This window comes from Serratia sp. C2(1), from assembly GCF_036352655.1.
Taxonomy (GTDB): domain Bacteria; phylum Pseudomonadota; class Gammaproteobacteria; order Enterobacterales; family Enterobacteriaceae; genus Serratia; species Serratia inhibens.
On the sequence record NZ_JAZFBA010000001.1, the window covers coordinates 303,576 to 322,884 of the forward strand.

The window sequence follows — 19,309 nt, forward strand, 5'->3', positions numbered from 1 at the left end:
TCTCACAATCCGCCAAGGTTGATCTTAATCAGATAGTCCTGCTTCTTCTCCATCTCTTCCTTGGACTGTTTGATGCTGGCAAACAGCGTATTGCCGTCTGCGGACAGTGCGAGGCTATTCGGCAAGGCAGTGGTGGTGATGCTGTTTTTTACCTGGTAGCTGTTGCTGTCAACGATGCTGATGCGCTTGGCTTCACGGTGGCTGATGTAGATCTCGTTGCGCACCGGGTTGAACAACACCGCCAGGGAATTGATCACGTCAATCTGGTGTAGGATTTTCCCGCTATTCACATCAACAACCAGCACCTTCGGCAGATCGGGATCGGTGATGAAAGCGCGGCCGGTTTTGTTGTCCAGGCTAATGTTGAGGAAGAAGTGTTTCTTGGCGGGTTCAACCACCACGCGTTTCAGGATGTTGTGGCTGGCGGTGTCCAGGGTGATCAGTTCGCCGGCGCCGTTGACGCAGTAGAGACGGCCACGTTCGCTGTCCAGCGCAATGCCGGTCGGGTATTCGCCCATGTTGCTCAGGGTGGCGATTTTTTTCCGATTGGCGGTATCGATAACCCACAACACGCCTTTTTTCGCGGTGCCGGAGACATACAAACGCTGGTTTTTCTTATCGAGCACCATCTCGCGGGTTGGCGTGAACGGGTCTTCTTTCACGCTTTCATCAAGCTGGATGGTGGCGAGTTCTTTGCCCGTTTGGGTGTCGATCACCGTCACCGAGCCGTCTACGGTATTGCCGATATACAGCAGATGCCGCTGTTCATCCAACGCGGTAGCGAAGGCGCGGCGCTGGGTCAGGATATTGGCGTCGGTGGCCAGTGTGGTCGGGTTGACCCGATAGACGATACCGGTGTTTTTCCCTTTGGCGAATGAAGGCGTAGAGGCAGCAAACAGGGTGTTGTTTTCGCTGTCAAAAGCCAGTTCGTACAGGCCATAGCCTACCGGTTTGGTCTGAAAATGGCTTTCGGGCAGTTCGGCAGCCAGCGTTGAGCAAGACAACAGCAGCAGGGCAGAAGTCAGGGCACTGAGAGAGAAACCTTTGGTTGGGGCGATCAGGTGCATCGGCATAGACATTCCTTTACATCAATTTACGATTTTCAGATGCTAATGATATTGATAATTAATATCAATATCATTTAATTAATCATTGGTGTTCATGTGTTTTTCTTGTTGACGGATATCCACTGTATTCGCCCGGCTTTTGTTAAGAACTGTAAATAAAAATACAACGTTCAGAAGTGGGTACAGCGCCGTGCGCCGTGGCTGTCGATGCCGCGCCCGCGCTCTACGTTTGCCGTCTTGGGCGCTCTGTGAGCGACAACACCAACCAGAAACAGGCTCCCTTCAACAAGAGCGAGCAGAAGAACGGCGTCAATAGGGGGTTATGCCCTGAATGACTTCCCGAAACACATGGCCAACTTATCCGTTAAGTGGGCGGCGGCTTCGGCGCAGCACCGGCTTTTATGCTTTCTGCACGCGGTAGCGATGACGCTTATCGCAACGGGGAATATGCTGAAATACTCTTGGGTAGGATTAATACGAAAATGTGCGCCAACCCCGGTTTCCGCGGCCGGCATCGTTCCCGAAATACTTCACTTGCTCAAAAAACAGGCGTAGAATTCGCTTCGTCTAATCATTGAGGTTGTAAAGTATTATGGTTGATCGTGAGTTAGGAAACTGGAAAGACTTCATCGATGAGATGTTGGGTAACTGACACTGCGTTGAAACTAATAACAAGGTATGGTTTATTTGCCGGTATTTGAAAACACCTTGGGAACGACATTCTCGTTCAAGATAAAGCAGCATCGGTTAGCCGATGCTGCTTTTTTATGCCCGCTATTCGGCGTTTTCCGCGTTTGTTACCGGCAAGGGTTTACCCGGGAAGCGCCGCCGTACCAGTACAAAGAACAGCGGCACGAAGAAGATCGCCAATAGGGTGGCGGAAATCATGCCGCCCATCACCCCGGTGCCTACCGCATGCTGGCTGCCGGAGCCGGCACCGCTGCTGATGGTCATCGGCAATACGCCGAAGATAAAGGCCAACGAGGTCATCAAAATCGGCCGCAGCCGCATGCGTGAGGCTTCCAGCGTGGCGGACATCAAATCCTGCCCTTTCTGATTCAGCTCGTTGGCGAATTCGACGATCAGAATGGCGTTCTTCGCCGACAGGCCGATGATAGTCAGCAGACCAACCTGGAAATAAACGTCATTCTCCAGTCCGCGCAGCCAGGTGGCGGCGACGGCGCCAATTACCCCGAGCGGCACCACCAGCATTACCGAGAACGGAATCGACCAGCTCTCGTACAGCGCCGCGAGGCACAGGAACACCACCAGCAACGAAATGGCATACAGCGCAGGTGCCTGCGAGCCGGACAGCCGTTCCTGATAGGACATCGCCGTCCATTCCAGGCCGAAACCGGTCGGCAGCTGGCTGACGATTTTCTCCATCTCGGCCATGGCGGTGCCGGTGCTGACGCCTTCCGCCGCCTCGCCGACGATCTCCACCGCCGAGCTGCCGTTGTAACGCTCCAGGCGCGGAGAGCCATATTCCCAGTGTGAGGTCGAGAAGGCCGAGAACGGCACCATGCCGCCCGCGCTGTTGCGTACATACCATTTGTCGATATCGCCAGGCAGCATGCGGAACGGCGCGGCGGCCTGTACGTACACCTTTTTCACTCGGCCGCGATCGACAAAGTCGTTGACGTAGGTCGAGCCCCAGGCGGTAGACAGCGTGTTGTTGATGTCATCGATAGCCACACCGAGCGCTTGCGCCTTACGCTGATCAATATTGATTTGCAGCTGCGGGCTGTCGTCCAAACCGTTATGGCGAACGCGGGCCAGCAGCGGGTTGTCCCCTGCCAGTTGCAGCAATTGGTCGCGCGCCGCCATCAGTTTGGCGTGGCCCAGCCCCGCGTGGTCTTCCAGCTCCGCATCGAAGCCGGAAGAATTGCCCAAGCCGGTAATCGCCGGCGGGCTGCTGGCAATGACCCGTGCCTCGTTGATTTTGCTGAACGCATGAGTGGCGCGATCGATGATATCGAAAGAGGTATTGGCTCCGGAAGTGCGCAGATCCCAGTCTTTCAAACGGATAAACATGCGCGCCACGTTCTGCCCGTTGCCGCCCGGCCCGGCACCGATGGTGGAGAACACCGACAGCACGTCCTGTTTTTCTTTGGTCAGGAAGTAGTGCTCGACTTTTTCCACTACCTTGGCGGTCTGCTGCAGGGTCGAACCCGGCGGTAACTGTACCTGCACGGTGAATATCCCACGGTCTTCCTGCGGCAGAAACGAGCTCGGCAACTTGATGAACAGCAGCGCCATGCCGGCGAGCAGCAGCAGATAAATCACCATGTAGCGCAAGCTGAAATGCAGCACGCGCGCCACACCTCGCTCGTAGCGATCGGCATTGCGGTTGAACATGCGGTTGAACCAGCCGAAGAAGCCGCGCTTGCCGTGGTGATGGCCCTTGGCGAGCGGCTTGAGCAGCGTGGCGCACAGGGCAGGGGTCAGGATCATCGCCACCAGCACCGACAGCACCATGGAGGACACGATGGTGATCGAGAACTGGCGATAAATGGCGCCGGTGGTGCCGCCGAAGAACGCCATTGGAATAAACACCGCCGACAGCACCATGGCGATGCCGACCAGTGCGCCCTGAATCTGCCCCATGGATTTGCGCGTGGCCTCGCGGGGCGGCAGGCCCTCTTCGCTCATCACTCGCTCGACGTTTTCCACCACCACGATGGCGTCATCCACCAGCAGGCCGATCGCCAGCACCATGGCGAACATGGTCAGGGTATTGATGCTGAATCCGAAGGCGGAAAGAATGGCGAAGGTGCCCAGCAACACGACCGGCACGGCGATGGTGGGGATCAGCGTAGCGCGGAAGTTCTGCAAGAACAGGTACATCACCAGGAACACCAGCACAATGGCTTCCAGCAGCGTTTTTACTACGTCTTTGATTGAGGCTTTAACGAACGGGGTAGTTTCATAGGCGATCTTCGCCTCCAGCCCGTGCGGGAAATACTGCGACAGCTCGGCGATTTTGTCCTTCACCAACTGGTCGGTCTGCAGCTCGTTGGCGCCGGAGGCCAGTTTGATGTTCATGCCGGCGGCCTGCATGCCGTTATAGCGGCTGAGGTAGTCATAGTTTTCGCCGCCCAGTTCGATGGTGGAAACATCGCCCAGCGTCACCAGTGAGCCGTCCTGATTGACCCGCAGGGTGATTTGCCTGAACTGTTCCGGCGTCTGCAATTGCGACTGGGCGTTGACGGTGGCGTTCAGCGCCTGTTTGTCGACGGACGGCGTGCCGCCGAGCTGGCCGACCGCCACCTGGGCATTCTGGGACTTGATGGCGGTAACCACGTCCTGGGTAGTGAGCTGGTAACTGGTCAGCTTGTTGGGATCGAGCCAGATGCGCATGGCGTACTGCGAACCGTAAACGTCCATACTGCCCACGCCATTGATGCGGCTGAGCGGGTCTTGCAAATTGGACACCAGATAATCGGCGATATCCTGTTTGTCCATGCTGCCGTCGGTAGAGACGAAGGCCACCATCATCAGCGTGGTATCACCGGATTTTGATACCGTCACGCCCTGAGTTTGCACTGCCTGCGGCAGCCGTTTAATCGCCGCCTGCAACTGGTTTTGCACCTGCTGCATCGCCTCGTTGGGATCGGTGCCGGCCTCAAAGGTCAGCGTCACCGTGGCTCGTCCGGTGTTGGTGCTCTGCGACGACATGTACATCATGTTGTCCAGGCCGGTCATGTTCTGTTCGATAATCTGGGTAACGGTGTTTTCCAGCGTTTGCGCTGAGGCGCCAGGGTAGGTGGCGCTAATGCGAACGTTCGGCGGCGCGAGGTTCGGATACTGTTCCACGGGTAGGGAAAAAATCGCCAAAGCGCCGGTCAGGCAAAGAATAATTGCCAAAACCCAGGCGAAAATCGGGCGATCAATAAAAAAATTGGCCATGCAGCGCGAACCTCGTTGTGACTTGTTCTATCTTTAAGACGCATCTGGATTGCGTTTACCAGCGGCTGGGAAGGATTCCGGCGTTATGGCACTTTACTCGCGAAGGGGGAGTAAAGCGTGGAGAAAAAAAGGAGATAATGTAAATAACGGTAGTAGAAACCGGTAATGACCTCTCAGCGCCAGTAAAAAACGTCATTAAGACAATATTATGACTATCAAGGGCCTGGCCGATCAAGGTTCCCGGAACATCATCAGGACTCACCGCAAAGCAGGAGCTTGGCATGGAAATTAACCCGGTATTTGCCCGTCGCCTTTATCTGTGCTGGCTGATCAGCCACAGTGAACGGCCAAACGTTCCACGTCTGATGGAATTGACCGGTTGGCCGCGCCGTACGCTGCAAGACGTGCTGAAAGCTTTGCCTGGACTGGGGGTGGAGTTGCAGTTTGTGCAGCAGGGTGTGCGCAATAACGACGGTTTTTACCAGTTGGAAAACTGGGGGCCACTCAACAAGAGTTGGATCCACCAACATCATCAGGCATTGTTTGCCGCCATCGAATAAACTTTCCCCGGCATGCCGGGGGAAGTGTCATTGACTCTTGTGTTCCAGGTACAACACCGTCGCCGCCACGCGTGAACGGACGTCCAGTTTGCGCAGCATATTGCGGATATGCACTTTCACCGTCTCTTCGGAAATGTGCAGCTGCGCCGCCACCTGTTTGTTGGACATGCCGCGCGCCACTTCCTGCAACACATCCAGCTCGCGTTCGGTCAGTTCGGCGAAGGGATCGTGCTGTTCGCTGCGGGATGACAGGTAGTCCGCCACCGCATCGCTGATCACGTTCTGGCCTTCCGCCGCCGCGCGAATATGTTCCAGCAGCTGTTCCGGTTCACTGTCTTTCAGCAGATAGCCGTCGGCGCCGGCGTCGATCAGCGCATACACGTCGCTGCGCGCATCGGAAACCGTCAGCACGATGATGCGCGCATCGACGTCTTCATTGCGCAGCGCTTTCAACGTGTCCAGGCCGGACAGCCCTTTCATATTCAGATCGAGCAGGATCACGTCCGGTGTGTGTTGCAGCGCCAGGGCAATTGCCTCGTTGCCGTCGCCGGCTTCGGCCACCACGGTAAACCAAGGGTCCAGCCCCAGCAGCTGTTTGATGCCGCGGCGCATCAGCGGATGGTCGTCGACGATCAATACTCGATAATTCTTCATCACCATGACATATGCTCCCTGTAGCGAGTAAAGCCACTCAAACGCGTTGTGCAGCGCGCTTCACAGTGGGACAGACTCTTATAAAATAGTGGCAATCGGCGCCACGAACATCCTGAAATAGCCTTCATACCTTCCTAAAAGGTAACGAGGAGTGAATGGCCCTGATTTATGGCGGAAATGTCAAACGGACTTCCGTACCCTTGGGCTCGCCTCGCTGGATGAGCAACGTGCCCCCCAGTCGCGCAGCGCGTTCGCTCATGATGGTCAGCCCATAGTGTCCTTCCGGCTCACTCAGGCTGGCGATGCCGCAGCCGTCGTCAACAATGCTGATGGCATTATCACCGCTCGCGGTGACCTCGCAACGGATCACTATCTCCTGTGCATCGGCATGTTTGATGGCATTGAGCACCGCTTCCCGCACAATCTGCAATGCATGCACCTGCTGTTGGGCATCGAGCGCCTGGGAGGAAAGCCGACAGTGTAACTGAATCCGCGCGCTGGTTAGAACCTTTAATGGTGTCAGCAACTGGTGCAACGCGGCGTTCAAATCGGCCTCCTGAATGTTCAGGCGGAAGGTGGTCAGCAGTTCGCGTAACTGGCGGTAGGCGTCGGCCAGCGCACGGTCAAAATCGTTAATAATCTCCTGCGCCTGGGGTGAGCCGCCTGCCAGCGTACGTTTGAGCAACGTAAGCTGAATCCGCAAAAACGACAGCGCCTGGGCCAGTGAATCGTGCAGCTCGCGGGCGATGGTGGCACGCTCTTCCATCAGCAAAAACTGCATGTGCTGTTTCTGCGCGCGATTGAAATAAACGCCGCGGCTCAGCATGTTAGCCACGCTTTGCATCAAATGCGGATGCGGCGGTTGATCCTGATGCTGCCAGCACAGTTCCCCCAGCGGCTTGCCGTCCTGAACGATGGTAAGCCGTTGCCAGGCCTGCGTTGGCGACGGCGTGCCGCTGGTCAGTTGCCATTCGCTGAGGCTGTCCGCCACGTTCAGCCGGATGCAGAGCAACTGCTCGCTCTGGCGCACGATGTGCAGGACCTGCTCAAAGGCCTGCCGGCCAATTTGCCGCACGCTCAGCGCCTGTGAGCAGTTGTAGAGCACTTCGAGCATCTCGTTCGCCTGTTGCAAACGCTGGGTTTTCTCCTGAACCTTTAACTCCAGAGACTGATACAGTTTGGCCAGATCGTCCGACATGGCGGTAAAAGCCTGCGACAGCACGCCCAACTCGTTCGGCAGCGCCACATCCAGTTGCGGATGGTGAAAATCCCGTTGTTGCACGCGCTGGCTGGCGTCCACCAGGTGTTTCAGCGGCGCTACCACCTGGCGGCGCATAAAGCGAATGCAAAACAGCACCAGCCCGATAATGGCGATATAGCCCACCACGCTGATGGTCGCCACTATGGCCAATTTGAGTTCGGAATAGCGTTGCAGAGCTAAAACAAAATGATCGATCTGGTCAACGTAGCCGGCGACGTTGGCCTGATAATCTGCCGACTGTCCTGTACGGATCTGCTGCGCCAGCCGCCGCCAGGTTTGCTGCAGCGACAGGTATTTCTCCCGGACGTCGGCAGGCACGTAAAAGCGCTCCAGGTTTTGCAGCACCGGGGCTTGCAGGGATTGTTGATATTGCCGCAGATGCTGATCCGTCCCCACAGCCTGCCGGGCAAGATCGTAAGCCAGCCGATAACTCTGCATGCGCAGCGAGCCGGCAATATTCACCGCCTCGGCGTCACGCAGGCTGCCGGCAACGGCGGTCAGCGCCAGCCCGGTGGAAAGCACGGACAAAATCACGATGCAAAATAGCGCTTTGGCCAGGCTGCCGGTCACGGAACGTTTAACAAGCAATCACGGATCCTTTTCTCACGGGCGACGTGCAATGTCGGGTTTCATTCGAAAGTAAAATTATAAGTTTTGCAACTAAAATTCGCCGGGTTTTGTATCAAAGTTGTCAATGAAACGAAAATAATTGTCGTCGTGTAATCTAATGAATGGGGAGCAACGCTGAAATGTTACTCAGAAATGCCGCTTGTTGATGCAGTTTATTGAATGAACGGTCAACATGACGGAGAACCGTCGCCCGCTTTCAGGGCGGCGGCTCGGTTCAGATGCAACGATCAGGGTTTTGGCAGGTTCATGTCGGCAACTTGCCGTGACGCGGCGTCGCTGAAATGCAATCCCCAGCGGGTAAAGTATTCGCGCAGGTCTTGCTCGGCTTCCCGGCTGTAGGCGACAACATTAAAATCGATGACTTTTTGCTTGGTACCCAGCACAAATTTATATTTGTCTACCATCTCCTTGCCTGGCGCGGCGAAGACTTGCTTCAGGCGTTGTCGATTAATATTGGGATAGAAAGATTCATCGTAAGCGTGCAGCAGGTTGGTAAAGAACCCCAGCGCAACGTCATGCTGATTTTTCGGAAAATCGGCGTAACGAATCTCGGAAGCGAGGAATTTACGTACCGCGTCTTTATCCCATTCGGTGTTATCGCCGAGTTTGCAGTTTTTTCCGTAGTCAAAGTCATTTCGCTCGGCCAGCATACGGCAGGCCAATACCGAATAGCGATTTACCTGAATTTCAGGGAAGACGTCGAACTCCCACCGGGGTTCGTTCTGATGTGCCAATTCATGCCATAGCCCCCAATGAGCGCCGTTGGCGCGAGTGGTTTTGTCGTCGAAGAAGCCGACGTTTACCGAGCCTTCGCGAAACTCAGCGTTGCAGCACTTGCTGTAATTCAGGAACAGTGACCCTTCAGATGCGGTGAACATCTCGGCGGAGCCGTCCAGCCCGTTTATTTTTTCATACAGGGCGGCAACGCTGAGGCTTTCCCCCAGGGATTTATTGATGATTTCTTGTGTGCGGTCGGTGATTTTCTTCGGGACGAAGTGATTGCCCTTACCGTCATACAAAACCACGCCGCCAAATAAGTCGGCCGATAGTTTTTGCTGTTCCCAATCCTCTTGCGTATTTTGGCCGAAGATATGCAAATTGCTTTCGGCTCCGCCCTCTATTTTTAACTGCACGAATTTGCCGTTCTGCTGTTTTTCCGGGTGGCTGCACCCTAATGCCAGCACGCCGGTTTGGTCAAAGTTGTAAAGGGTTTCTTTATTGGATGCCAGTTTTACCTTTGAAGTGAATAGCGTGTCGACATTATTAAACGTCGCGCTGGTCGCTGCATAACAAAGGCTACCGGGTGGAATATCGCCGGTTTTAATCGTAACGCTGTTCCCTTTATGACCCAGGGTTCGAGTATAAAAGAAAATTCCGCGCCCCATATTGCCATATCGCGAGTTATACCAACTGGATTCATGCACTATCGGCATATTATAAGTATTGTGTTCCGTTAACGGATACATATGCATCGTTCGTTTGAGCCAATACAATGGCGTTCGGGCATCTTGCGAATCCGCTTGCGCGCGCTCAGGGTTTTTTCGCAGCTCATCCAGACTGGTATGGATGTAGCGCAGCGCGTCTGTAAAACCTTCTTGCTCACTGTAGGCTTCCCACCACGGCCGCGCTTGTTCGGCGCATTGGCCCAGGTTCTGCCAGGGTTCGCCAACCCAGCCTGCCGCACCGGGAATATGGTTTTTTTCCGCCCACCATTTGGAGGCAAACAGCGTATTGTCTTTTTTGACTTGGGTGCCTTTTTCCGGATAGGTTTTGGCGACCCAATCGGGAATGTTTTGACATTCCGCCGCCTGGGCGGACGTGCCGACGATGAATATAAACCCCAAAGATAAGGAATAGCGATTTACTGCTTTCAATTTAATACTCCATAAGAAGCAAGATGAATGTTGTCGTTCACGGTAGGTATTTACAAAACTCGACAGTTTTATGAAGGTATTGTTTATTTCCTGCTACTTACTTTTTATTATTTTAAGCGTTTTTAACGATGCGCCGGCTGTAACCCGAATGTTGACGGCAGGGCGATGCGAATTTTGTTGCAAATCCGTTGTCGCCTGGAGACCCAATCGCGGTATCATTTTTGCGATACAGCTAACGGAAAAGAAGAAGGGTTCATGTCGGCGAAAATTGAGAATGTGAAGAAAGAGCTGCTGTCGGATAACTGGTATGTGCTGCACAAGTACACCTTTGATTTGAAACGCAAGGATGGCGGTTCCGTCCAGCAGATGCGCGAGGTGTACGATCGCGGCAATGGCGCCACCATATTGCTGTATAACCGCGCCAAGGGCACGGTGGTGCTGACCAATCAGTTCCGCATGCCGACCTACGTCAACGGCAACGACAGCGGCATGCTGCTGGAGGCCTGTGCCGGTCTGCTGGACGCCGATTCCCCGGAGCAGTGCGCGCGCCGTGAAGCGGTGGAGGAAACCGGTTTTCAGGTCGGTGACGTGAAGAAGATTTTCGAAGCCTACATGTCGCCGGGCGGCGTGACCGAGATCGTGCATTTCTTTATCGCCGAATACCATGACGATGAGCGCCGCGCTGCCGGCGGTGGTATCGAAGACGAAGATATCGAAGTGGTGGAGCTGCCGTTCACCGAGGCGGTGGCGATGATCGCCGACGGCAGGATCAAAGACGGCAAAACCATTATGCTGCTGCAATACCTGCAAATTCACCGAATTATGGCATAAAAAAGCCCGGCAAAATTGCCGGGCCTGGCGTTGTCATGTTCAGGGCGGAATAAGCCGCCCCTGCCGTGACTTACTTCAGCAGCGCCTGCGCCTTGGCCACCACGTTGTCCACGGTGAAACCGAACTCTTTGAACAGCTGCTCTGCCGGAGCCGACTCGCCGAAGCTGGTCATGCCCACGATGGCGCCGTTCAGGCCCACGTACTTGTACCAGTAATCCGCGATACCCGCTTCCACCGCCACGCGCGCCGTGACCGAAGACGGCAGTACCGATTCACGGTAGGCCGCATCCTGTTTGTCGAACGCGTCGGTCGACGGCATCGACACCACGCGCACTTTGGTGCCCGCTGCACTCAGCTGGTCTGCCGCTTCCACCGTGATGCCCACTTCCGAACCGGTGGCAATCAGGATAACGTCCGGCGTACCCGCGCAGTCTTTCAGCACGTAGCCGCCACGGTACACGTTCGCCAGCTGTTCGGCGGTGCGTGGCTGCTGCGTCAGGTTCTGACGCGAGAAAATCAGCGTGGTCGGGCCGTCGTTGCGCTCGATGCCGTACTGCCAGGCAATCGCCGACTCCACCTGGTCGCACGGGCGCCAGGTGCTCATGTTCGGGGTCACGCGCAGGCTGGCGATTTGCTCGACCGGCTGGTGCGTCGGGCCGTCTTCGCCCAGACCGATGGAGTCGTGGGTGTAAACGAACACATTGCGGATTTTCATCAGCGCCGCCATGCGTACCGCGTTGCGGGCGTATTCCACGAACATCAGGAAGGTCGCGGAGTACGGCAGGAAACCGCCGTGCAGCGCGATGCCGTTGGTGATGGCGGTCATGCCGAACTCGCGCACGCCGTAGTGGATGTAGTTGCCCGCCAGGTCTTCATTGAGCGGTTTGGAGCCGGACCACATCGTCAGGTTGCTTGGTGCCAGGTCGGCCGAGCCGCCGAGGAATTCCGGCAGCACCTTGCCGAAGGCTTCCAGCGCGTTCTGCGACGCCTTGCGGCTGGCGATGTTGGCCGGGTTGGCCTGCAGCTGCTCAACGAATTTCTGCGCGTCGGCTTTCCAGTTGGCCGGCAGTTCGCCGTTCACGCGGCGGGTGAATTCGGCAGCCAGTTCCGGGAAGGCTTTGGCGTAGGCGGCGAACTTGTCGTTCCAGGCAGACTCTTTGGCCTGGCCGGCTTCCCTGGCGTCCCACTGGGCATAGATGTCCTGCGGGATTTCGAAGGCGGCGTATTTCCAGCCCAGGGCTTCGCGGGTGGCGGCCACTTCGGCGGCGCCCAGCGCAGCGCCGTGCACGTCGTGGGTACCGGCCTTGTTCGGGGAGCCGAAACCAATCACGGTTTTGCACATCAGCAGGGACGGCTTGTCGGTGACCTTGCGGGCTTCTTCAATCGCCGCCTTGATGGCGTCCGGGTTGTGGCCGTCAACGTGGCGCACCACGTGCCAGCCGTAGGCTTCGAAGCGCTCGGCGGTGTCGTCGGTGAACCAGCCTTCCACGTGACCGTCGATGGAGATGCCGTTGTCATCGTAGAACGCGGTCAGTTTGCCGAGCTTGAGGGTACCGGCCAGAGAACAGACTTCGTGGGAGATGCCTTCCATCATGCAGCCGTCGCCCATAAAGGCGTAGGTGTGGTGGTCGACGATGTCATGGCCCGGGCGGTTGAACTGCGCACCGAGGGTGCGTTCGGCAATGGCGAAACCGACGGCGTTGGCGATGCCCTGGCCCAGCGGGCCGGTGGTGGTTTCGACGCCCGGGGTGTAGCCGTATTCCGGGTGGCCCGGGGTTTTGGAGTGCAGCTGGCGGAAGTTTTCCAGCTCGCTCATCGGCAGGTCGTAGCCGGTGAGGTGCAGCAGGCTGTAAATCAACATGGAGCCGTGGCCATTGGACAGCACGAAGCGGTCGCGGTCAGCCCAGTGCGGGTTGGTCGGGTTATGGTTCATGTAGTCGCGCCACAGGACTTCGGCGATGTCCGCCATGCCCATAGGTGCGCCCGGATGGCCGGAATTTGCTTTTTGTACGGCGTCCATGCTGAGTGCGCGGATGGCGTTGGCGAGTTGCTTACGAGAGGACATTCATAACTCCAAAATAATTACAGTTCAGCGGCCAGCATGTCTTCCAGCTTCTGCTGGTCAACGGCGAACAGGCGGATACCTTCGGCCAGTTTCTCAACCGCCATGGCGTCTTGATTATGCAGCCAGCGGAATTCGGCTTCGGCCAGTGGGGCGGGTTGATAGAAACCTTCGGTGGACGGCGTCAGTTTGCGCTCGACCGGTTGCTCGCTGTGTTTGAGCTGCTCCAGCAGGTTCGGCGCTATGGTCAGGCGATCGCAGCCGGCTAGGGCCAGGATCTGCTCTACCTTACGGAAGCTGGCACCCATGATCACCGTCTGGTAACGGTGCTGTTTGTAGTATTCATATATGGTGCGCACCGATTTCACGCCCGGATCCTGCTCGGCGTCGTACTCGGCAGCAGGTTGCTTAGCCTGGTACCAGTCGTAGATGCGGCCGACGAAAGGCGAAATCAGGAACACGCCGGCCTCGGCACAGGCGCGGGCCTGGGCGAAGGAGAACAGCAGCGTCAGATTGGTGTTGATGCCTTCTTTTTCCAGTTCCTCGGCGGCTTTGATGCCTTCCCAGGTTGATGCCAGCTTGATCAGGATGCGGGACTTGTCGATGCCCTGTTCCTGATACAGGCCAATCAGTTTGCGCGCTTTGGCCACGCACATGCCGCGATCGAACGACAAACGGGCGTCCACTTCGGTAGAGATGCGGCCCGGCACGCTTTTCAGGATCTCGACGCCAATGTTGACCGCCAGTTTGTCGCCGGCGTTAATCAGCTGGGTTTCTTTGCTGCCGCCCTGTTGGCGGGCGTAGTTCAGCGCTTCGACGATCAGTGGCTTATATTGCGGCAGCGCCGCGGCTTTCAGGATCAGCGAAGGGTTGGTGGTAGCGTCCTGGGGTTCGAACTGGCGGATGGATTCAATATCGCCGCTGTCGGCCACAACCGTCGTCAGCTGCTTGAGTGCATCTAATTGGTTCATTTATACGCTCCTTGATCAGTGCCAAACATGTAGGGAAATGAGAACCTTTTTCATCATAGGGTGAACACACTGCATCATAAGCCTGATGAATAAAATGCGCTTTTTCTGATTGTTGCGATGGATAAGAACAATGGATCCCGCCCCGACCCAGGCCGGCTGCGGGTTGCACCTGCGAGAATAGGGTTTTTGGCTTGGGGGTACGCGGCGAGTAGAGTAGGGGCAACAGCGATAAAAAGGGTTCAGCGCCCGGCTGAACCCCAGGGGACTTCCTCCGGTTATTTACTCAAATTCACGTCAATCGCCTGATAGAAAGCATTGGCCGTGTCTGCTATATCCCACACGGCGAGGATCACATGCGAACCGCTGCGGTCTGCCGGTATATTGCACTGGTGGGTGACCTGCGCGGCTGGGATCGCGCCGCCGTCGTTGTATTGGCAGAACGGCGTCAGGTCAAAGGAGGCGCGGGTCAGCGGCTTCGATGCATCCCAGTTTGGTTGGGTAATGAAATAGCGCCAGCCGGTGGTGCTGTGACGGGCGGTCAGCCTCCAGGTAAAGGAGTTGGCGCCGGTGTGCAGGTTGAGCTTGTTCCAGCGGGTTGGCGTCTGTTGATCCAGCTCGAAGAAGGTGCTCTTGTCGGCGCTGGCGATATGGCCGTCCGCCGGACCGTTCTGCGGGAAACCTTTCAGACCTTCGACGCTTTGCGGCTCGTATTGCACGCTGCCGCACTGGGTATTGAGCTGCAGCTTGCATTGGTAGGAACGGCTGGCCGGTGTTTCGACATAGCCGTGGGCGTTAGCCTGTTGTGATACGCCAAACAGGGCGGCGCTCAGCAGACCGAGAGACATAAGGGTACGAGAAGTATTGTTCATGAGTCACTCCTGACTGAAGTTATATTGTAAGTTGAGTGTATTTTCACCACTGAAATGAGAGGTCATTAACGAAATTAAAAAACATCATTATGGGTGGCTTGTTTTATTTTTATCATTCGTGTCATGGATGAGGATGGAATGTTTTATAGGCTATTAACTGAAATTATTATGATGAATGTCTTTTGATTTTTGATTGAATTTATTTAAACGCTGCTGTCTAAAATCGCAGCGTCATGATGAATTTTACTTAATGGATTGATGAATACTCTTTCAGATGATGCTCTCCGATATGGAGTATATTGCTTGTGGTTTTGCTTACTCTTGTATGACTTGAACGTTTTTTACGCGCCAGTTACCTGGGAATTTAGTGTCAATTTTTCTTATTTTATGTCAAAGAGGAATTAGTATGACTAGATTATCCCTGGATGCGATTAAAATAATCAGCACCATAAAAAGTACCGGTTCTTTCTCTATGGCGGCGGAGGCGTTACATAAAACGCCTTCGGCGATATCTTATCGGGTTTCCAATATTGAAAGTAAACTCTGCGTGAAATTATTTCATCGCAATGGCCCGATGATTACCCTAACGGATGAAGGGGAATTCTTGCTGCAAGAGGGCAGCTGGATTTTAAATGCGGTGCAGGATCTCGAGAGCCGGGTGAGGAATATCCCGAAACTCGATAATAATATCCGCATCGTCGTCGATAAGTTCTTTCCGTTGGAAACCCTCACCCAGGATATACGTGACTATATTCAGCACAGCCCGAACGCCAACATATCGGTACAGCGGGAAGCGCTGAACGGCACCTGGGATGCGTTGAAGAACAATCGGGCGGATTTGATTATCGCCATTGGTCAGATCCCGGACAGCGTGCAGGCCAAGACGCTGATGCTCGGCAAGCTGAATTTCGTGCTGTGCGTTTCGCCTTCGCATCCCTTTGCGGCACAGAAAAAACCGGTGGATAAAAATCAGCGGTTGAATGACATCGTGGTGGTGATCGCCGACAGCAGCCACGAGCTGCCGAAGCGCAACCACGGTACGATGCCGTTGCAGCGCCAATTGGTGGTTTGCGACGTCGAGAGCAAGCTGGCGCTGTTGAAACGCGGTATCGGCCACGGTTTTCTGCCGCCTTCGCTGATCGAAAAAGAGCTGGCGAGCGGCGAACTGGTGACGGTACCGGTCGATATGCAAAAAGGTGACGAAATGATTTGGCTGGCCTGGCACCCGGCCAGCAAGGGGACCGGTTTTACCTGGTGGCATGAACGCCTGACGCGTAAAAGCGACGTTTTCAGCCTGATGGGGCGTGAAGTGGTGCGGGATGGGGGTTACCCTTGGTGTAACAACTGAGGGAATAACAACGAAGGGATGCGAAAATTAAACGTTTAAAGCAGTAAAAACCCCGCAGCGCGAGCCACGGGGTTTTTTTATGCCGTTAAGCTACGCGGCCCACTTTCAGCCAGGCGCTGTCGGAGCCCGGTACGGAAGTGATAAAGCCCCACTTGGTCTGCCAGACGTAGCCCTGATAAGACACCAGCGCGCCCTGTGGATAGGTGGTGCCCGCCACGTACGCCGGCGCGCTCATGATCGGCAGATTGCCGGGGCCGACGCCGGTATAGCGCAGGCCGGTGCCCATATCCAACTGGCTGTCGTCATAGTCGGCCGCGTTGAAATAGCGGTCCAACGAGGCCAGCAGATCGCCGTTGCGGTTGTCCTGCCCCAGGTGCCAGAACATAACGCCGCCCAGTTGCTGCTGCTTGATGTATTTCGCCTTGTACTTGAAGCTTTCGACGTCGTCATAAGTAACGAACAGGCCGTTGGCCGCGTGGTACAGGTACGGCGTTTTGGTTTTGTCGTTCCACAGGCGCTGATAGCCGTAGTTGCCAAGCAGCATCTGTTCCAGTTGGCGGTAAGAGGCGATGCGCGGGTCCTTGTCGCGGACGCACTCTTCGCAACCCACCAGCCAGTAATCGGTACCCGGGAACGGATCTTCCCCCGGCGTGCTGTGGCTGCTGTATTGGCCGCTGCTGTTGCCGCTGACGCCTTTGAACGCACGGCCGTAGAACGGCACGCCCATGACGATTTTGCTGCTTGGCACGCCTTCCAGCATCAGGTGTTGCTGTACGGCGGCGTCCACCGTCAGGCTGAATGGGCTAGGGAAGGCGCGAGTCAGCTCTTCCCAGCTCCAGCCCAGATTGGCTTCGCGCAGCGCGTTATAGAAGGTCGGCCCGGCGCTGTCGCCAAACAGCGCCGCCTGATGGTTGGTGATTTTCTCCCATGGACCGGCCAGATCGTAAGTCATCAGGTTGATGTAATCGAGCGAGGCGACGATCTGCGGCAGCTTGCTGTAGTAGCGCGACAGGAAGAACGCACCGCCGGCACCGGCGATGGTCAGTTGGTAAGGCAGCGCCTGGCGGCCATCGGCCTGGGTTTGTTGATCCAGCAGGATGCGGATCTCCTGCAACGCGGCGACAAAACCGTCCACCTCGCTGCTCTGTGGGTATTCCCAATCGATATCTACGCCGTCAAAACCATAGTCTTTCATGATGCGTACGCAGGATTGCGCGAATTTGGTACGTGCCGCCGGGGTTTTCACCGCGTTGACGTAGTTGGCATGGGAAACGCCCAGATCGTTGGAATAATACCAGCCGCCAATGGAGAACATGATGCGCAGGTTGGGGTTGTGCGCTTTCAGCGCGGTCAACCGACCGACCACGTCGCGTGCCTTGGCATCTATCGTTGCCGGATCCCAGGCGCATTCCAGATTGCTGTTAATGTCGAGGAACGAGAAATTAATGTGGGTCAGCTGTTTGGCCTTGGCCGGCGTGATATTGGACACCGGGAAAGGCACGATTGAGGTATCGGATTCGGTATAGTTATTAATTTGGTTGGTCGGAATGAAATAATAACCAATCACCGCTTTACGTACAGACATAGTATTTCTCCAGAGTTAAGGTTTTTTCATCGAGAGTGATTCTCTCGACGCTATTAAATGTTTATTTATCTGATAAAGAGAAGTCGAAATAAATCACAGTAAAGGTGAATTTTTTATTCGATGCCCGTCGTTATTTAAGGGGGTTGTTGTGCCAGTGTTGATCGTGAATGAATTTGACCATAGACACTGTTTTTATTCATTTGCTTTGTTATAGCATCCTTAACTAGATTCTGACTGTACCGATATCCTGCCGGCGATGATTGGCATTTAATTAAAATTAAAAACAGGAGAGTAGCTATGTCCAGCTTAGAGCCAGACGCTGTTGGCTTAATTATTCAGCGAGCGTGTGAATACCTTCAGCCGGTAATGAATGCCATTTTGGCCGGCATCATGGCGCTTTTGCATGGCGCCTATCGCAACGTAGGGATGCGACGTCGGTTATTGAATGCAGGCATGTGCGCGTTATTGGCCTGGACGGTGCGTGATGCATTGGCGTTGGCAGGCCTGGAATTAAAATGGGCGAATCTTGCCAGCGTGCTGATTGGCTTTCTCGGCGCTGATTATATTAGCGCATTAATTAAAAAAATCATTGGCAAGAAAACGGGGTTAAAAAATGTTAAATGAAATTCAGGAAATGCGCTTTACCGCCCGCAGTGAGAACAATTTAATTGGCGTGCATCCGGATCTGGTACGGGTGATGCGGCTGGCGTTGAATTATTCGCTGGTGCCTTTTTCCATCAGCGAAGGCGTACGCAGTATGGCGCGCCAGCGTGACATGCTGCGCACCGGCAAAAGCCAGACGCTGAGGAGCCGGCATCTGACCGGGCACGCGGTGGACGTGGTGGCGATGCCGGCGGGCGTGGTGTCCTGGGAGTGGGATTACTATGCGCAAATTGCCGTGGCGGTACGCCGCGCGGCGCGTGAATGCGCCGTCAGCGTCGAGTGGGGCGGCGAGTGGCGCACGCTGAAGGACGGGCCGCATTTCCAGCTCTCCTTCAGGGATTACCCGGCATGAGCGGTTGGCTGAACAAGATCATGCAGGGCGGATTGTTGCTGTTGTTGGCGGTGGCGATTTGCCTTGGCGGTTACAGCTCGCTGCTGTCGCACCGGCTGGAGCTGGCGCGGCAGCAGGTGGCCGAACAGCAAAAGACCTTGGCGCAGCAGGCTGGGCTTATCGCCACGCTGCAAACCCAGGATGCGCAGAACCGTGCGTTGATGGCCGCTCAGCAGCAACAGGAACAGCAGTGGCGGCAGCAAAGCGACGTTTACCAGAGGAAATACCGTGAAGCGATTAAAAATGATGGCTGCGCTGGGCAGCCTATGCCTGGCGCTGTGCTTGAGCTCCTGCGCCCGGCCGCCGGCGGTTCCGACGCCCGTGGTGCTGTTGCCCCCTGAATCCGTCTTCACGCCCTGCGAGCAGCCTCTGTTGCAGGGCGACACCTGGGGCGATGCCGTCAGCTATACGCTGGCACTACAAGCCGCATGGCAAATTTGTGCGGGTCGGGTGGCGACGCTCAACGCCTGGCGAGCAAAACTGCCGTTGCCTTGACGGCAGTATTCTTGTTTCTCGTCCTGTGGGACCTGTTTTTTTTACTTTTATAAAATTTTTTCGATCAAGGTTATGGCCCGCTTCAAAGTTTGTGACGTTTCTCTCACTATACTGGTCTAGCCTTAAAGGTTTACAAGCC

General features: G+C 55.6%; 17 protein-coding genes. 8 read left to right on the top strand and 9 right to left on the bottom strand.

The features are described 5' to 3' along the window. Positions 1-2: 2 nt before the first annotated feature. A complete protein-coding gene (gene yncE / locus V2S86_RS01440; RefSeq protein WP_442995879.1) occupies positions 3-1,073 on the bottom strand; it encodes a 7-bladed beta-propeller protein YncE in 1,071 nt (356 codons plus the stop codon). 586 nt (positions 1,074-1,659) lie between these two features. Between yncE and ypfM the strand changes: the two genes are divergently transcribed. Further along, positions 1,660-1,719, top strand: coding sequence for a protein YpfM (ypfM, locus tag V2S86_RS01445; RefSeq protein WP_100396732.1), 60 nt, complete (start codon positions 1,660-1,662; stop codon positions 1,717-1,719). 122 nt (positions 1,720-1,841) lie between these two features. On the opposite strand, the gene acrD is transcribed toward ypfM, so the two are convergent. Then, positions 1,842-4,976: a multidrug efflux RND transporter permease AcrD gene (gene acrD, locus V2S86_RS01450; RefSeq protein WP_330760917.1), complete on the bottom strand. Its 3,135-nt coding sequence runs from the start codon at positions 4,974-4,976 to the stop codon at positions 1,842-1,844. Positions 4,977-5,257: 281 nt separating this feature from the next. Here acrD and V2S86_RS01455 point away from each other — a divergent pair, with 281 nt between their 5' ends. Next, complete coding sequence (locus tag V2S86_RS01455) at positions 5,258-5,536, top strand: winged helix-turn-helix domain-containing protein (RefSeq protein WP_013814038.1); 279 nt, start codon at positions 5,258-5,260, stop codon at positions 5,534-5,536. A gap of 27 nt (positions 5,537-5,563) precedes the next feature. Here V2S86_RS01455 and narL read toward each other — a convergent pair whose 3' ends face one another. The 3 genes from narL to V2S86_RS01470 all read right to left on the bottom strand — a co-directional run bounded on the left by narL (position 5,564) and on the right by V2S86_RS01470 (position 9,955). Then, a complete protein-coding gene (gene narL / locus V2S86_RS01460) occupies positions 5,564-6,196 on the bottom strand; it encodes a two-component system response regulator NarL (protein WP_330760918.1) in 633 nt (210 codons plus the stop codon). A gap of 160 nt (positions 6,197-6,356) precedes the next feature. Continuing rightward, complete coding sequence (gene narQ / locus V2S86_RS01465) at positions 6,357-8,039, bottom strand: nitrate/nitrite two-component system sensor histidine kinase NarQ (RefSeq protein ID WP_330760919.1); 1,683 nt, start codon at positions 8,037-8,039, stop codon at positions 6,357-6,359. A 269-nt stretch (positions 8,040-8,308) separates the two neighbouring features. Continuing rightward, positions 8,309-9,955, bottom strand: a complete 1,647-nt coding sequence (locus tag V2S86_RS01470) for a M60 family metallopeptidase (protein ID WP_330760920.1) — start codon at positions 9,953-9,955, stop codon at positions 8,309-8,311. Between the two features lie 255 nt (positions 9,956-10,210). Here V2S86_RS01470 and nudK point away from each other — a divergent pair, with 255 nt between their 5' ends. Next, a complete protein-coding gene (gene nudK / locus V2S86_RS01475; RefSeq protein WP_330760921.1) occupies positions 10,211-10,786 on the top strand; it encodes a GDP-mannose pyrophosphatase NudK in 576 nt (191 codons plus the stop codon). A 70-nt stretch (positions 10,787-10,856) separates the two neighbouring features. Here nudK and tkt read toward each other — a convergent pair whose 3' ends face one another. From tkt to V2S86_RS01490, 3 genes are all read right to left on the bottom strand, one after another. Continuing rightward, positions 10,857-12,851: a transketolase gene (gene tkt, locus V2S86_RS01480; protein ID WP_330760922.1), complete on the bottom strand. Its 1,995-nt coding sequence runs from the start codon at positions 12,849-12,851 to the stop codon at positions 10,857-10,859. Positions 12,852-12,868: 17 nt separating this feature from the next. Further along, a complete protein-coding gene (gene tal / locus V2S86_RS01485; RefSeq protein ID WP_004947767.1) occupies positions 12,869-13,819 on the bottom strand; it encodes a transaldolase in 951 nt (316 codons plus the stop codon). 275 nt (positions 13,820-14,094) lie between these two features. After that, positions 14,095-14,688, bottom strand: a complete 594-nt coding sequence (locus tag V2S86_RS01490; protein WP_330760923.1) for a lytic polysaccharide monooxygenase — start codon at positions 14,686-14,688, stop codon at positions 14,095-14,097. Between the two features lie 406 nt (positions 14,689-15,094). Here V2S86_RS01490 and V2S86_RS01495 point away from each other — a divergent pair, with 406 nt between their 5' ends. Beyond that, on the top strand, positions 15,095-16,036 hold the full coding sequence (locus V2S86_RS01495; protein ID WP_330760924.1) for a LysR family transcriptional regulator: 942 nt from the start codon (positions 15,095-15,097) through the stop codon (positions 16,034-16,036). A gap of 85 nt (positions 16,037-16,121) precedes the next feature. Here the strand turns inward: V2S86_RS01495 and V2S86_RS01500 are convergent, their stop codons facing one another. After that, a complete protein-coding gene (locus tag V2S86_RS01500) occupies positions 16,122-17,621 on the bottom strand; it encodes a glycosyl hydrolase family 18 protein (RefSeq protein ID WP_330760925.1) in 1,500 nt (499 codons plus the stop codon). A gap of 297 nt (positions 17,622-17,918) precedes the next feature. Between V2S86_RS01500 and V2S86_RS01505 the strand changes: the two genes are divergently transcribed. Genes V2S86_RS01505 through lysC form a run of 4 tightly spaced genes read left to right on the top strand, consistent with a single transcriptional unit; the run spans position 17,919 to position 19,170 of the window. Then, the gene (locus V2S86_RS01505; RefSeq protein WP_330760926.1) at positions 17,919-18,245 is read left to right on the top strand and encodes a phage holin, lambda family; all 327 of its coding nucleotides are present in this window, start codon (positions 17,919-17,921) and stop codon (positions 18,243-18,245) included. Beyond that, on the top strand, positions 18,235-18,636 hold the full coding sequence (locus V2S86_RS01510) for a M15 family metallopeptidase (RefSeq protein ID WP_330760927.1): 402 nt from the start codon (positions 18,235-18,237) through the stop codon (positions 18,634-18,636). The genes V2S86_RS01505 and V2S86_RS01510 overlap by 11 nt, the downstream gene beginning before the upstream one ends. Continuing rightward, positions 18,633-19,016, top strand: a complete 384-nt coding sequence (locus tag V2S86_RS01515) for a hypothetical protein (RefSeq protein WP_330760928.1) — start codon at positions 18,633-18,635, stop codon at positions 19,014-19,016. The genes V2S86_RS01510 and V2S86_RS01515 overlap by 4 nt, the downstream gene beginning before the upstream one ends. Beyond that, positions 18,922-19,170, top strand: coding sequence for an Rz1-like lysis system protein LysC (gene lysC, locus V2S86_RS01520; protein ID WP_330763135.1), 249 nt, complete (start codon positions 18,922-18,924; stop codon positions 19,168-19,170). Before V2S86_RS01515 ends, lysC begins: the two co-directional genes overlap by 95 nt. Positions 19,171-19,309 lie beyond the last annotated feature (139 nt).

Bases quoted from the DNA above. Each gene is read 5' to 3' on its own strand.
- V2S86_RS01495 (WP_330760924.1), top strand. From the start codon at position 15,095: ATGACTAGATTATCCCTGGATGCGATTAAAATAATCAGCACCATAAAA.
- acrD (WP_330760917.1), bottom strand. From the start codon at position 4,976: ATGGCCAATTTTTTTATTGATCGCCCGATTTTCGCCTGGGTTTTGGCA.
- tkt (WP_330760922.1), bottom strand. From the start codon at position 12,851: ATGTCCTCTCGTAAGCAACTCGCCAACGCCATCCGCGCACTCAGCATG.
- V2S86_RS01490 (WP_330760923.1), bottom strand. From the start codon at position 14,688: ATGAACAATACTTCTCGTACCCTTATGTCTCTCGGTCTGCTGAGCGCC.
- tal (WP_004947767.1), bottom strand. From the start codon at position 13,819: ATGAACCAATTAGATGCACTCAAGCAGCTGACGACGGTTGTGGCCGAC.
- yncE (WP_442995879.1), bottom strand. From the start codon at position 1,073: ATGCCGATGCACCTGATCGCCCCAACCAAAGGTTTCTCTCTCAGTGCC.
- V2S86_RS01515 (WP_330760928.1), top strand. From the start codon at position 18,633: ATGAGCGGTTGGCTGAACAAGATCATGCAGGGCGGATTGTTGCTGTTG.
- V2S86_RS01510 (WP_330760927.1), top strand. From the start codon at position 18,235: ATGTTAAATGAAATTCAGGAAATGCGCTTTACCGCCCGCAGTGAGAAC.
- narL (WP_330760918.1), bottom strand. From the start codon at position 6,196: ATGGTGATGAAGAATTATCGAGTATTGATCGTCGACGACCATCCGCTG.
- nudK (WP_330760921.1), top strand. From the start codon at position 10,211: ATGTCGGCGAAAATTGAGAATGTGAAGAAAGAGCTGCTGTCGGATAAC.
- V2S86_RS01500 (WP_330760925.1), bottom strand. From the start codon at position 17,621: ATGTCTGTACGTAAAGCGGTGATTGGTTATTATTTCATTCCGACCAAC.
- V2S86_RS01455 (WP_013814038.1), top strand. From the start codon at position 5,258: ATGGAAATTAACCCGGTATTTGCCCGTCGCCTTTATCTGTGCTGGCTG.
- lysC (WP_330763135.1), top strand. From the start codon at position 18,922: ATGGCTGCGCTGGGCAGCCTATGCCTGGCGCTGTGCTTGAGCTCCTGC.
- V2S86_RS01505 (WP_330760926.1), top strand. From the start codon at position 17,919: ATGTCCAGCTTAGAGCCAGACGCTGTTGGCTTAATTATTCAGCGAGCG.